14 protein-coding genes are annotated in these 12,203 nt (G+C 67.3%); 12 read left to right on the forward strand and 2 right to left on the reverse strand.

From position 1 onward, the window contains the following. The first annotated feature begins 5 nt into the window (after positions 1-5). The 8 genes from AC3WL8_RS28700 (at position 6) to AC3WL8_RS28735 (ending at position 7,018) form a co-directional block, all read left to right on the forward strand. Entirely contained in the window at positions 6-812 is an 807-nt protein-coding gene (locus tag AC3WL8_RS28700; RefSeq protein ID WP_013952438.1) for an ABC transporter ATP-binding protein, read from the forward strand. Beyond that, a complete protein-coding gene (locus tag AC3WL8_RS28705) occupies positions 809-1,546 on the forward strand; it encodes an ABC transporter ATP-binding protein (RefSeq protein ID WP_153955057.1) in 738 nt (245 codons plus the stop codon). The genes AC3WL8_RS28700 and AC3WL8_RS28705 overlap by 4 nt, the downstream gene beginning before the upstream one ends. A 10-nt stretch (positions 1,547-1,556) precedes the next feature. Continuing rightward, positions 1,557-2,441 carry a branched-chain amino acid ABC transporter permease gene (locus AC3WL8_RS28710; protein WP_013952436.1) on the forward strand — a complete coding sequence of 295 codons (885 nt, stop codon included), beginning with the start codon at positions 1,557-1,559 and terminating at the stop codon, positions 2,439-2,441. After that, positions 2,441-3,487 (forward strand): branched-chain amino acid ABC transporter permease, encoded by a 1,047-nt coding sequence (locus AC3WL8_RS28715; RefSeq protein WP_211982149.1) that lies wholly within the window; start codon positions 2,441-2,443, stop codon positions 3,485-3,487. The genes AC3WL8_RS28710 and AC3WL8_RS28715 overlap by 1 nt, the downstream gene beginning before the upstream one ends. Before the next feature lie 82 nt (positions 3,488-3,569). Further along, positions 3,570-3,875: a non-heme iron oxygenase ferredoxin subunit gene (locus AC3WL8_RS28720; protein ID WP_013952434.1), complete on the forward strand. Its 306-nt coding sequence runs from the start codon at positions 3,570-3,572 to the stop codon at positions 3,873-3,875. An 11-nt stretch (positions 3,876-3,886) separates the two neighbouring features. Further along, a complete protein-coding gene (locus tag AC3WL8_RS28725) occupies positions 3,887-5,167 on the forward strand; it encodes an NAD(P)/FAD-dependent oxidoreductase (RefSeq protein WP_492379342.1) in 1,281 nt (426 codons plus the stop codon). A gap of 10 nt (positions 5,168-5,177) precedes the next feature. After that, positions 5,178-6,467, forward strand: coding sequence for an aromatic ring-hydroxylating dioxygenase subunit alpha (locus tag AC3WL8_RS28730; protein ID WP_013952432.1), 1,290 nt, complete (start codon positions 5,178-5,180; stop codon positions 6,465-6,467). A 35-nt stretch (positions 6,468-6,502) separates the two neighbouring features. Continuing rightward, positions 6,503-7,018, forward strand: a complete 516-nt coding sequence (locus AC3WL8_RS28735) for an aromatic-ring-hydroxylating dioxygenase subunit beta (protein ID WP_228772516.1) — start codon at positions 6,503-6,505, stop codon at positions 7,016-7,018. A gap of 39 nt (positions 7,019-7,057) precedes the next feature. Here the strand turns inward: AC3WL8_RS28735 and AC3WL8_RS28740 are convergent, their stop codons facing one another. Both AC3WL8_RS28740 and AC3WL8_RS28745 read right to left on the reverse strand, forming a co-directional pair. Further along, positions 7,058-7,588, reverse strand: coding sequence for a MarR family winged helix-turn-helix transcriptional regulator (locus AC3WL8_RS28740; protein ID WP_013952430.1), 531 nt, complete (start codon positions 7,586-7,588; stop codon positions 7,058-7,060). A 75-nt stretch (positions 7,589-7,663) separates the two neighbouring features. Next, complete coding sequence (locus tag AC3WL8_RS28745; RefSeq protein ID WP_153955055.1) at positions 7,664-8,335, reverse strand: ankyrin repeat domain-containing protein; 672 nt, start codon at positions 8,333-8,335, stop codon at positions 7,664-7,666. A gap of 265 nt (positions 8,336-8,600) precedes the next feature. Here AC3WL8_RS28745 and AC3WL8_RS28750 point away from each other — a divergent pair, with 265 nt between their 5' ends. The 4 genes from AC3WL8_RS28750 (at position 8,601) to AC3WL8_RS28765 (ending at position 12,066) form a co-directional block, all read left to right on the forward strand. Continuing rightward, positions 8,601-9,068: a nucleoside deaminase gene (locus tag AC3WL8_RS28750; protein ID WP_041228570.1), complete on the forward strand. Its 468-nt coding sequence runs from the start codon at positions 8,601-8,603 to the stop codon at positions 9,066-9,068. A gap of 372 nt (positions 9,069-9,440) precedes the next feature. Further along, a complete protein-coding gene (locus tag AC3WL8_RS28755) occupies positions 9,441-9,650 on the forward strand; it encodes a hypothetical protein (protein WP_041228569.1) in 210 nt (69 codons plus the stop codon). Positions 9,651-9,717: 67 nt separating this feature from the next. Continuing rightward, positions 9,718-10,419: an intradiol ring-cleavage dioxygenase gene (locus AC3WL8_RS28760; RefSeq protein ID WP_153955054.1), complete on the forward strand. Its 702-nt coding sequence runs from the start codon at positions 9,718-9,720 to the stop codon at positions 10,417-10,419. Between the two features lie 180 nt (positions 10,420-10,599). After that, a complete protein-coding gene (locus tag AC3WL8_RS28765; RefSeq protein ID WP_153955053.1) occupies positions 10,600-12,066 on the forward strand; it encodes an MFS transporter in 1,467 nt (488 codons plus the stop codon). Positions 12,067-12,203: the final 137 nt, after the last annotated feature.

Raw genomic sequence — 12,203 nt, forward strand, 5'->3', positions numbered from 1 at the left:
GCGCCATGCCTGACACCGATGTAATCCTGCAGACGCAGGGACTGACCAAGGCGTTCAAGGGCTTTACCGCAGTCAGCGATGTCAGCCTGTCCGTGCGGCGGGGCTCGATCCACGCGCTGATCGGGCCCAACGGCGCCGGCAAGACCACCTGCTTCAACCTGCTGACGAAGTTCCATGCCCCCTCGTCCGGCTCGATCCATTTCAACGGCACGGACATCACCGCGCTGCGCCCGGCCCAGATCGCCCGCATGGGGGTGATCCGGTCGTTCCAGATCTCGGCGGTATTTCCGCAACTGACGGTGCTGGAGAACGTGCGCATCGCGCTGCAGCGCCGGCTCGGGACGTCCTGGCATTTCTGGCGCGGCAAGCGCTCCCTGTCGCGGCTGGACGGCCGCGCCATGGAACTGCTAGATGCGGTCGGCCTGGCAGGCTTCGCGGACCTGGGCACGGCGGAGCTGGCCTACGGGCGCAAGCGCGCGCTGGAGCTTGCCACCACGCTGGCGACCGATCCGGAGCTGATGCTGCTGGACGAACCGACGCAAGGCATGGGCCATGAAGACGTGGAGACCGTCACCGCCCTGATCAAGCGCGTTTCGGCAGGGCGGACGGTGCTGATGGTGGAGCACAACATGAGCGTGGTGTCGTCCATCGTGGACCGCATCACCGTGCTGCAGCGCGGCGCGGTGCTGGCAGAAGGCACCTATGACGAGATCTCACGCAATCCGCAGGTAAGGGAAGCCTATATGGGAACCACCGACGAACCCGAAGACCGCCATGCAGCCGCGGCGGCCCTGAGCGCGGAGGCATCATGACCAGGACGGCCTCCCCTGCCCTCGAACTGCGCGGCCTGCACGCCTGGTACGGTGAATCGCACATCCTTCACGGCGTGGACCTGACCGTCAACCCGGGCGAGGTGGTGACGCTGCTCGGCCGCAACGGCGCCGGGCGCACCACCACGCTGCGCGCCATCATGGGCCTGGTCGGCATGCGCAAGGGTTCGGTGTGCGTGCACGGCCAGGAAACGATCGGCATGAAGACGCACCGCATCGCGCCGCTGGGGCTGAGCTACTGCCCGGAAGAGCGCGCCATCTTCGCCAGCCTGTCCTGCGAGGAGAACCTGCTGCTGCCGCCGCAATTCGCCTGCACCCCGGGCGCAGTCGGACTGCGCGAGCCGATGACGCTGGGCGAGATCTACGAGATGTTCCCCAATCTGCATGAGCGGCGCAAGAGCCAGGGCACGCGCATGTCGGGCGGGGAGCAGCAGATGCTGGCGGTAGCCCGCATCCTGCGCACCGGTGCCAGCGTGCTGCTGCTCGACGAGATCTCGGAAGGCCTGGCGCCCGTGATCGTGCAGAAGCTGGCGAAGATGATCGCCATGCTGCGCAGCCGCGGCTACACCATCGTCATGGTGGAGCAGAACTTCCGCTTTGCCGCGCCACTGGCGGACCGCTTCTTCGTGATGGAGCACGGCCGCATCGTCGAGGCGTTCGGCGCCGATGAGCTCGAACGAAAGATGCCCACGCTCAGCGCCTTGCTGGGCGTTTAAGGAGATTTGCATGGAATTGTTTGGAGTGCCCCTGCCCGCGCTGCTGAGCCAGTTGCTGCTGGGGCTCGTCAACGGCTCGTTCTACGCGATCCTGAGCCTGGGGCTAGCGGTGATCTTCGGCCTGCTCAACGTGATCAACTTTGCGCACGGCGCGCTGTTCATGCTCGGCGCGGTGCTGGCCTGGATGGGCCTGAACTACCTCGGGCTGAACTACTGGCTAATGTTGGTGCTGGCACCGGTGGTGGCCGGCGCGCTCGGCGTGGTGCTTGAGCGCACCATGCTGCGCCACCTCTACCGCTTCGACCACCTGTACGGGCTGCTGCTGACGCTGGGCATCTGCCTGCTGATCGAAGGCGCGCTGCGCTCGGTCTACGGCGTCTCCGGCCTGCCCTACCCCACGCCCGAAGCCTTGTCTGGCGTGAGCCACCTGGGCTTCATGGTGCTGCCCAACTACCGCGCATGGGTGGTGCTGGCGTCGCTGGCGGTGTGCTTTGCCACGTGGTTCATGATCGAGAAGACCCGGCTGGGCGCCTACCTGCGCGCCGGCACCGAGAATCCGCGCATGGTCGAGGCGTTCGGCGTCAACGTGCCGCTGCTGGTGACGCTGACCTACGCTTTCGGCGTGGGCCTGGCCGCGCTGGCGGGCGTGCTGGCCGCGCCGGTGATGCAGGTCTCGCCGCTGATGGGCCAGAACCTGATCATCACGGTCTTCGCCGTGGTGGTGATCGGCGGCATGGGTTCGATCCTGGGCTCGATCTTCACCGGACTTGGGCTGGGTGTCTTCGAGGGCATCACCAAGGTCTACTACCCCGAAGCCTCCGCGACGGTGGTCTTCGTCGCCATGGTGTGCGTGTTGCTGGTGCGCCCCGCCGGGCTCTTTGGAAAGGAAAAATGATGGCAAGCGGAAAGCGTGCAACCTTCGCCTACGGACTGCTGCTGGCGGTCCTGCTACTCGCGCCCTGGCTGGGCGCCTACCCGGTGCTGGTGATGAAGCTGCTGTGCTTCGCGCTCTTTGCCTGCGCCTTCAACCTGCTGCTGGGCTACACCGGGCTGGTGTCGTTCGGCCATGCGGCCTTCTTCGGCGGCGCCGCCTATGCCTGCGGCTATGCGATGAAGTCCCTGCAGCTGACGCCGGAGCTGGGCCTGCTGGCCGGCACCGCGTTCGGGGCCCTGCTCGGCCTGGTGTTTGGTGCACTGGCGATACGCAGGCAGGGTATCTACTTCGCCATGATCACGCTGGCGCTGGCGCAGATGTTCTACTTCTTCTGCCTGCAGACGCCCGCGACCGGTGGCGAAGACGGCCTCCAGGCGGTGCCGCGGGGCGACCTGTTCGGCGTGCTGCCGCTGGCGTCGGACCACACCATGTACTACGTCGTGCTGCTGATCACCGCCGCGGCCTTCCTCGGCATCATGCGCATCGTCAACTCGCCGTTCGGGCAGATCCTGCGCGCGATCAAGGAGAACGAGCCGCGTGCCATCTCGCTGGGCTATGACGCGGACCGCTTCAAGCTGCTGGCGTTCGTGCTGTCGTCGGCACTGGCCGGGCTGGCGGGCGCGCTCAAGACCCTGGTGCTGGGCTTTGCCACGCTCACCGACGTGCACTGGATGATGTCGGGCACGGTCATCCTGATGACGCTGGTCGGCGGCATGGGCACGTTGTCGGGCCCGCTGGTCGGCGCGCTGGTGATCGTGGCGCTGGAAAATAAGCTGGGCGACGCCGGCAACGCGCTCGCGGCCATGACCGGCATCGGCTGGTTCGAAGCGCTGGGCGAATCGGTCAGCATGGTGACAGGGCTGATCTTCGTGGTGTGCGTGCTGACGTTCCGCCGCGGCATCATGGGCGAGATCCTGGCTCGCTGGCAGGCCCGCCCGTCGCTGCAGGCCGGCGCGCCCGCGGTGGGGCCAGCCAGATCCGGCGCGGCCAACCCCGGCCAGGGTTAACCAGAATACTGCGAGCGAAAAACATCAGTACACTGATCTTATATATTCAGCATACTGACAAATACAATTCACGGAGATCGCCATGGCATGGATTGAAATCGACGCCGCGCACGGCCTGCAGAACGACGAGGTCATGCCGCTCACGCTGGGGGACCGCCAGCTCGCCGTCTATCGCAGCGACGACCAGTACTTCGTCACCGACAACGTCTGCACGCACCAGTACGCGCTGCTGTCCGACGGCTACCTGGAAGACGGCTGCATCGAGTGCCCGCTGCACCAGGCCCGCTTCGACATCCGCTCCGGCAAGGCCATGTGCGCGCCTGCCACCAGCGACATCCGCACCTACCCGGTCAAGTTCGAAGACAGCCGGGTGTGGGTCGAGCTTTGAAGGAGCCGAGCATGCCACAAGACACGCCCATCCTGATTGTCGGCGCCGGCCAGGCTGGCGCGATGGCCGCTGCCGAACTGCGCAGGCTCGGCCATCGTGGCCGCATCGTCATGGCCGGCGGCGAGCGCCATGCACCGTACGAACGCCCGCCCCTGTCCAAGTCCTTGCTCGCCGACGCCGCACAGGACGGCAAGATCGGCGTGCACCCCGCCGGCTTCTATGCCGGGCAGGACATCGAGCTACGGCTTGGCACCACGGTCACCGCGCTGGACCCCGCGCACAGCGTGGCGCACTGCGCAGATGGCGAGGCCATTCGCTACGCCGCCTGCCTGCTCGCCACCGGCGGCAATGCGCGCGTCCTGCCCGCGCTGCCGCCAGGCACGCCCCATGTGCACTACCTGCGCACACTCGACGACGCCGCCCGCCTGCGCGATGCCATGCAGCGTGCGCGCGAGGTGATCGTGATCGGCGGCGGTTTCCTTGGCCTGGAAACGGCTTCGACCGCGGCCGGCATCGGCCTCCGGGTCACGCTGATCGAAAGCGCCGACCGGCTGCTCGGCCGCGCGCTGCCGCCCGAGCTTGGCAGCTGGCTGGCGCAGCGCGTGCTAGCGCAAGGCGTTGAACTGCGGCTCGGCTGCGGCATCGCGGCCCTGGTGTCGCAGGCCGATGGCGTGCAGGTCCGGCTGGCGGATGGCGCGGCGTTGCAGGCGCCGCTGATGGTGGTCGCGATCGGGCTGACGCCCGAGGTGGCGCTCGGCGCCGCCGCCGGCCTGGCGCTGGATCCCGCCAACGGCGGCATCCAGGTCGACCAGCAGGGCCGCACCAGCGCGGCCGGCATCTATGCCGCGGGCGACTGCTGCAGCCAGTACCAGCCCCTGTTCGGCGCCCACATGCGGCTGGAATCCTGGCAAAGCGCCAACGAGCAGGCGCGCATCGCCGCCGCGGCCATGGTGGGCGTGCAGGCCGAACCCGCGGCGATGCCGTGGTTCTGGACCGACCAGTTCGGCTGCAACGTGCAGATGCTCGGCGCGGCCACTCCCGATACCCGCTACGCCTGGCGCGGCATCGCCGCCAGCGACGCGCCCTCCCCCAGGTTCATGCTGCTCGGCACCCGGCACGGCCGGCTCAGCCACGCCATTGCCATCAATGCCGGCGGCGACTTGCGGCCGTTGCGCGCGCTCTTCGGCCATGCCGTCGAAGACCTGCTACCACGGCTGTGCGATGACGCCTTGCCGCTGCGACAGCTGGTGCGCGACCTCCCGACGGCAGCGGCCAGCCCCACTACACTCTGAGGACTCCCACATGTACCAGACACAAGCGGTGATCCAGCACACGCTGGGCAAGAAAGACGCCGGCCTGGCCGACTGCCGTTGGCCCGAAGACAGCCTGCACTACATCCCGGACTGGGTCTACACCAGCAAGGAGGTGCATGACCTCGAGCTGCAGAAGATCTTTCGCGGACGCTCCTGGAACTACGTCGCGCTCGAAGCGGAGATCCCCAACGCCGGCGACTACAAGCGCTCCTATGTCGGCGCGACGCCGGTGGTGGTGTCGCGCGCCGAAGACGGCTCGGTCAACGTCTTCGAGAATCGCTGCGCGCACCGCGGCGCCGAGTTCTGCCGCCACAGCCAGGGCAATGCGAAGGAATTCGTCTGCCCCTATCACCAATGGTCCTACGACCTCAAGGGCAACCTGCAGGGCGTTCCGTTCAAGCGCGGCGTCAATCGTGCGGGCGGCATGCCCAGGGACTTCCGCAACGAGGACCACGGCCTGGTCAAGCTGAACGTGGCCACGCGCAACGGCGTGGTCTTCGCCTCGTACGCGGCGGACATGGAAAGCCTGGAAGACTATCTGACGCCGGAGATCCTCAAGGACTTCGACATCGTCTTCAACGGCAAGCCGCTCAAGGTGCTCGGGTATTACAAGAACGAACTCCCGTGCAACTGGAAGATGTACCACGAGAACCTCAAGGACCCGTACCACGCCACGCTGCTGCACTCCTTCCTGGTGGTGTTCGGGCTGCTGGTGGCGGGCAATGAAAGTGCCATGATCGCCGATCCGGTGCACGGGCGGCACGGCACCATGGCGTCGGCGAAAAAGGAAGACAAGTACGCGGCCGTCAGCGACGAGAACAAGAAGGAGATGCGCTCATACCATGAGGGCATGCGCCTGGAAGACGAACGCTTCCTGGAGTATGTGAAAGAGTTCGATTCGCCGTGGTCGGTGACGATGCAGACGATCTGGCCGAACCTGATCGTGCAGCGCGAAATGAACACCCTCGGCGTGCGCCAGATCGTGCCCAACGGCCCCGACAGCATGCTGATGCTGTGGACCATGTTCGGCTACGAGGACGATACCGAGGAGATGACGCAGCACCGCCTGCGCCAGGGCAACCTGATGGGCCCCGCAGGCTTCCTGGGGTTGGAGGACAACGAGGCGATGAAGTTCGTGCAGGAAGGCGTGCGCCGCTCCAGCAGCGACCTCAATGTGCTCAAGCTGGATCCGGACCAGGTCGGCACCTCCAACTCCCTGATCTCCGAATCCGCCATCCGTGCGATGTACCAGTACTACCGCGGCGTGATGGGGTTCTGAACGGCGGCTAACGGGATTCCCAGAATATGAAACCGATGAACTATTCCCTCTATTGCGAGAGCGCCCTCGGCACCGCGCGCGCCATTGAACTGCGGCTGGAGATCGAGGCCTTCCACGCGGAATACTGCGCGGTGCTCGACGCCGGCCTGGTCGAGCAATGGCCCCGCTTCTTCACCGAGGACGCGCTCTACCGGATCACCGCGCGCGAGAATGCCGAGCGCAACCTGCCGGTGGGGCTGGTCTACGCCGAAGGCGTGGGCATGATGCGCGACCGCGCCGCTGCGATTGCCAATACGCAGATGTTCGCGCCGCGCTACAACCTGCACCTGGTGACCAACACGCGCGTCAGCGACGAAACCGCGGACGGCGATATCCTGGCACAGGCCAACTACATGCTGCTGCAAACGCTGGTGGAGGGCCCCACCACGATCCACCTGGCGGGGACCTACTACGACCGGTTCCGCCGCCAGGGTGGCAGGCTGCTGCTGCGCGAGCGGCAGGTCGTCTACGACACCACCATCATCGCCAACGACCTGGTCTACCCGGTCTGATGCGCCTGCGCACGGCGGGCCTTGCGCCCGCCGTCGGGCTTACATGCTGCGCAGCACGGTGCGGCTGTACTGGTTGTTGGCTTCCACCAGCGTCGCCAGCAGGTCCATGAACACTTCGCGCTGAGCGGGCTTCAGCGGCGCCAGCATGCGCTCCTGCGCACGCGCCATGTCGGCACGCAGCGCCGTGACCACGCTCTTGCCTTCCCGCGTCAGGTAGACATGGCGGGTGCGCCGGTCGGCGGGGTTGTCGCGGCGCTCTACCAGCCCGCGCTCTTCGAGCCGGCGCACGACATCGGCGGTCGTGGTCCGGTCCAGGCCGACCTCCTGCCCGAGCGAGGTCTGGTCCAGCCCCGGCAGCACCGACAGCACCGTCAGGATGGCATATTGCACGGGCGTGATGTTCGGCGACTTGCACTCCTCGAAGAACATCGCGACGTGGATCTGGTGCAAGCGCCGCACCAGGAACCCCGGACGTGCCCAGAGCAACTCCTTTGCCGGATCGGCTTCCGGCACGGCATCCGCCGCCTCACTACTGCCGCTCGTTGCGTTGCGTTTCGCTCTCGCAGACATCGCTCTCACCATTTTGTATGCACACTGACAGTATATATGAGGCAGACGAGAGCGAGCCGCCTTGCGGCGCAAGGATCAGCGTGCACCGGCGGCGCTGAGAATCTGCTCGATCCGGGTATAGCCGCGCTGGCGCGCATGCTGCAGCGGCGTGACGCCGTCGCCGTCGGCCAGGTTCACGTCGGCGCCCGCCTTGACCAGCAGGCGCACGATCTCGGTATGGGCCTGCCCGCCGTTGCCGAGGATGATGGCCTCGAGCAAGGCCGTCCACTTGAGCTTGTTGACGTGGTTCACGGCCACGCCGGCAGCGATCAGCGTGCGCACGGTCTCGACATGGCCGCGCTCGGCGGCGGGAATCAGCGCGGTGCCGCCGTAGCGGTTGGTGCTGCGCAGGTCCGCGCCATGGGCCAGCGTCAGGCGCAGGATCTCGTTGTAGCCGCGCGCGCCGGCGTACAGGTAGGGGCTGTCGTGGATGGCGTCTTTCGCATTCACGTCGGCACCGGCATCGATCAGGACCCTGGCCGCCTGCACGCGATTGTGGTGCGTGGCCAGCAGCAGCGCCGTACGTCCCTGCGCATCGCGGTCATCGATGCTGGCGCCCTGGCCAAGCAATGCGGTGACCTGCGCGGCGTTGCCGCTGGCCGCGGCCTCGCGCAGCTGTTGTTCGGGCGGGCCGCCGGCGGCGGCTAAGGTGGGTGTCAGCATGGCAATGACCAGGGCAAGGCAGATGGACAGGCGCGCCGCCAGCATGTTCTTTCCTCCGTGCGGATGCGTCAGGTGCAAGGGGTATCAGGCTATCGATGCGGTCGGGTGCATTCTGTCATGCCGGCCACGCCGCGCGAAGTGATGGATTCGAATGCGCGCCAGTGCCATCGCCAATAGCCGGTACTGCACGCGCACGGCCCAAATACGCCCTATAACAACCCACGCCACCATGCCGGCGCGCGCTGGCCTATATTCCCGAGGCCCGAACCATCGTCCGCCTGCACGGGCCAGGCCTCACTGGAGACAACGCGTGTCCACGACAGAAGCCTATCTGCTTGATTCCATCCGCCTCGCCATGGAGAACGTGCGCGAACGCAATACCTGGCCCTTTGGCGCCGTGGTCGTCAGGGACGGCAAGGTGCTGGCCCGCGCGGTAAACGAGGTGGAGGCCAACTGCGACCCGAGCGCGCACGCCGAAATGCAGGCGGTGCGCGCCGCCAGCCGGGCGCTGGGCAAGCCGGACCTGAGCGGCTGCACGGTGTACGCCAGCGGCTACCCCTGTCCGATGTGCCTGTCGGCGATGTACCTGGCCGGCGTGAAGGCGGTCTACTACGCCTACTCCAATGAAGACGGCGAACCCTACGACCTGTCCGCGGAGCGCGGCTATATCGAACTGGCCCGGCCGCTGGAGCAACGGGAGATGACGCTGGCCTATGTGCCGGCGCGCGACGAGGGCATCGACCTGTACGAGGCGTGGCGCGAGCAGCAGGGCCAATAGACGCCACCATGCGGCGCAAGCGGTGCAGCCGGTGCAAAGGGCGGGAGGCTGCCGCCCCGATTGCACAGCATCGGCATGGCCATCACATTGTCATCGTGACAGGTTAATAGTGAATCACGATGCCGGCGGTGCTACGCCCGGTCACATGTAACGTTGAGCCGTTGCACGGAACCGCGTGCTGCCGGCCTCGTCAAACAAATTAGTCGCCGGAGACAGGATGCGGCGCCGCAGCATTCCACCGCGGCGCAGCACATGCACGCGGCATGTGCTGCATCGTCTCCAGGACTTTTTGACCTCTTCCCGCGCCCGCGTCGGCGCCGCTGCGCCGCGCAGACTCCCAGCAAACGCCCCCCTCTAGCCAAGGAGACGAACGTGCTGAGCCCGCATGAACTTGCCACACTACTATTGTTGAGCGATGGTCCGGATTCCCTCGATTCCAGCGATTCCCGCCAGATCGATCCCATCGACCTGAAGGCACTGGTCGAAAAGCAACTCGTACAACTTGACATCCTGCACGGCAGCCGGCAGGAGCCGCGCATCACCAGCCACGGCTACTCGATGCTCAAGGCGATGAGACGCTGACGCCCCCAAAGCCAGCCCGGCAGCACCACGCGCCGCAAGGCGCACCCGGAACACCACGGAGCCCACGATGACGGAGCGCCCAGCAGTTGGCGCCGACGGCACGGCAGACACTGACGCGGCGCGCCGCCGATTCCTGCATGAGCTGGGCGGCCTGCTTGCCGCGGCCGGCATCGCGCCCGGCGCGGCAGCGGCAGCAGCCACCCCCGCCGCCTGCCTGCTGACGCCCGCCGCCACCGAAGGCCCCTTCTATCTTGACGACGCCCAGGTACGCGCCGACATCCGCGACGACCGGCCCGGACAACCCTTGCGCCTGCGCATCCGGGTAGTGGATGCCGGGCGCGGCTGCACGCCAGTGCCGGGGGCGCTGGTCAGCATCTGGCATTGCGATGCTGACGGCAGCTACAGCGGCGAAGGCCGCGGCAACCGCCAGGCGCGGTTCCTGCGCGGCGTCCAGCCCACCAGCCAGGACGGCGTGGCAACGTTCATGTCGATCTATCCCGGCTGGTACGCGCCGCGCGCCATCCATATCCATTTCAAGGTGCTGCTCGGGCAGTCGGAAGCTCTGACCAGCCAGCTGTACTTCAGCGATACCCTAAACCGCGAGGTGCTGAGCAGCCACCCGGCCTACCGCGCGCACGGCGTGCCGTCGCGCGCCACCGCGCAGGACCCGATCGCGGGATCCCACCCGAACCAGATGCGCGTGCGCCAGGCCGCTGATGCAGCGGGGCTGCTGGAGGCCGAGTTCACGGTCGGCATCGCCCGCCCCTGAGCCGCCCGGGCCCGTATCCGCGGCATCGGCGGATTCCGCCTAAAACGTGCGCGGGCGCAAAGACCAGCGCCATGGTGTGCTGGCCGTTGCTGCTCTACGTCTTCCCCGGCATCGGCCTCTGGCAGCCCACGGTGCTGTACCGCTGAGCGCGGCGGCACCCGTTTCCTATACTGCTTGGCGATGCCAACCGATACCGCCCTCGCCAGCCTTCCCGTCGACACCGCATTCCGCACCGACATTCCCGGGCGGCTGGACCGCCTGCCATGGTCGCGCTGGCACTGGCGCGTGGCGATTGCGCTGGGTGTTGCCTGGGTGCTCGATGGCCTGGAAGTCACGCTGGTGGGCTCGGTCGGCGCCGTGCTGGAGCGCCCCGATACGCTGGGCCTAACCGCGACGCAGGTGGGCTGGTCGGGGTCGCTGTATATCGCCGGCGCGGTGCTCGGGGCGCTGGTGTTCGGGCGCATGGCCGACCGCCTCGGGCGCAAGCGGCTGTTCCTGGCCACGCTCGCGGTCTACATGGTGGCGACGCTGGCCACCGCGTTCTCACCCGGCTTTGCCTTCTTTGCGGCCTGCCGCTTCTTCACCGGCCTTGGCATCGGCGGCGAATACGCGGCCATCAACTCCGCCATCGACGAACTGATCCCCGCGCGCGTGCGCGGGCGCGTCAACCTGGCCATCAACGGCAGCTTCTGGCTGGGCGCGGCGCTCGGCGCGGGGCTGAGCCTGGTGCTGCTCGATGCGCGCGTGTTCGGCCCGGTCTGGGGCTGGCGCGTCTGCTTCGCGCTGGGCGCGGTGCTGGCCGTGGCAATCGTGCTGGTGCGCAGGCATGTGCCGGAGAGCCCGCGCTGGCTTGCCACTCACGGCCGCCTGGAAGAGGCCGAGCGCGTGATCGCCGCGATCGAGGCCGAGGTGCGCGCCCGCCACGGCCCACTGCCGCCGGTGGCACCCGATTGCGTGGCGATGACCATGCGCCGGCGCGCCGCGCCGGGCGTGGGCGAAGTCATGCGCCTGCTGTTGCGGCGCTTCCGCCGCCGCAGCGTGATCACGCTGGCGCTGATGGTGGCGCAAGCCTTCTTCTACAACGCGATCTTCTTCACCTATGCGCTGGTGCTGACGCGCTTCTATGCCGTGCCGGAAGCGCGCGTGGCGCTGTATATCTTTCCCTTTGCGCTGGGTAACGCCCTGGGACCGCTGCTGCTTGGCCCGCTGTTCGACCACATCGGGCGCCGGCGCATGATTGGCGCCACCTACGTGCTGTCCGGCATCGGCCTGGCGCTGACCGGCTGGGCCTTCGTTGCAGGCTGGCTCGATGCGCGCGCCCAGGCGCTGTGCTGGTCAGCGGTGTTCTTCCTGGCCTCGGCCGCGGCCAGTTCCGCCTACCTGACCGCCAGCGAAGTATTCCCGCTGGAAATGCGCGCGCTGGCGATCTCGGTCTTCTATGCCGTGGGCACCGGCACCGGCGGCTTTATCGCGCCGGTGCTGCTGGGCGCGCTGATTGAAAGCGGCAGCCGCGAAGCCGTGGCGGCAGGCTACGGCTTCGGCGCGGTGCTGGTGATCGTTGCCGGGCTGCTGGCGTTGCGCTTCGGCATCGACGCCGAACGCCGGCCGCTGGAGCACATCGCGCCGCCGCTCGCTGCCGACGATTAGCCGCATCACCGCAGCGCTGTTGACATCCTCCCCGTCCTCAGCCTTCGGCTGCCGCCTTATGGCGGAAAGGACGAGGATTCCTACGGCGCTACGTGATGCTCTACGTAGTCACTTCGGTGGGTTCCTGCTTCGTAGAG

The sequence above is a fragment of the Cupriavidus sp. FW305-F7 genome (genome assembly GCF_058782875.1).

What these genes read in the sequence shown, in the direction of transcription:
- AC3WL8_RS28700 (WP_013952438.1), top strand. Translation starts at nt 6, where the DNA reads ATGCCTGACACCGATGTAATCCTGCAGACGCAGGGACTGACCAAGGCG.
- AC3WL8_RS28705 (WP_153955057.1), top strand. Translation starts at nt 809, where the DNA reads ATGACCAGGACGGCCTCCCCTGCCCTCGAACTGCGCGGCCTGCACGCC.
- AC3WL8_RS28710 (WP_013952436.1), top strand. Translation starts at nt 1,557, where the DNA reads ATGGAATTGTTTGGAGTGCCCCTGCCCGCGCTGCTGAGCCAGTTGCTG.
- AC3WL8_RS28715 (WP_211982149.1), top strand. Translation starts at nt 2,441, where the DNA reads ATGGCAAGCGGAAAGCGTGCAACCTTCGCCTACGGACTGCTGCTGGCG.
- AC3WL8_RS28720 (WP_013952434.1), top strand. Translation starts at nt 3,570, where the DNA reads ATGGCATGGATTGAAATCGACGCCGCGCACGGCCTGCAGAACGACGAG.
- AC3WL8_RS28725 (WP_492379342.1), top strand. Translation starts at nt 3,887, where the DNA reads ATGCCACAAGACACGCCCATCCTGATTGTCGGCGCCGGCCAGGCTGGC.
- AC3WL8_RS28730 (WP_013952432.1), top strand. Translation starts at nt 5,178, where the DNA reads ATGTACCAGACACAAGCGGTGATCCAGCACACGCTGGGCAAGAAAGAC.
- AC3WL8_RS28735 (WP_228772516.1), top strand. Translation starts at nt 6,503, where the DNA reads ATGAACTATTCCCTCTATTGCGAGAGCGCCCTCGGCACCGCGCGCGCC.
- AC3WL8_RS28740 (WP_013952430.1), bottom strand. Translation starts at nt 7,588, where the DNA reads ATGTCTGCGAGAGCGAAACGCAACGCAACGAGCGGCAGTAGTGAGGCG.
- AC3WL8_RS28745 (WP_153955055.1), bottom strand. Translation starts at nt 8,335, where the DNA reads ATGCTGGCGGCGCGCCTGTCCATCTGCCTTGCCCTGGTCATTGCCATG.
- AC3WL8_RS28760 (WP_153955054.1), top strand. Translation starts at nt 9,718, where the DNA reads ATGACGGAGCGCCCAGCAGTTGGCGCCGACGGCACGGCAGACACTGAC.
- AC3WL8_RS28765 (WP_153955053.1), top strand. Translation starts at nt 10,600, where the DNA reads ATGCCAACCGATACCGCCCTCGCCAGCCTTCCCGTCGACACCGCATTC.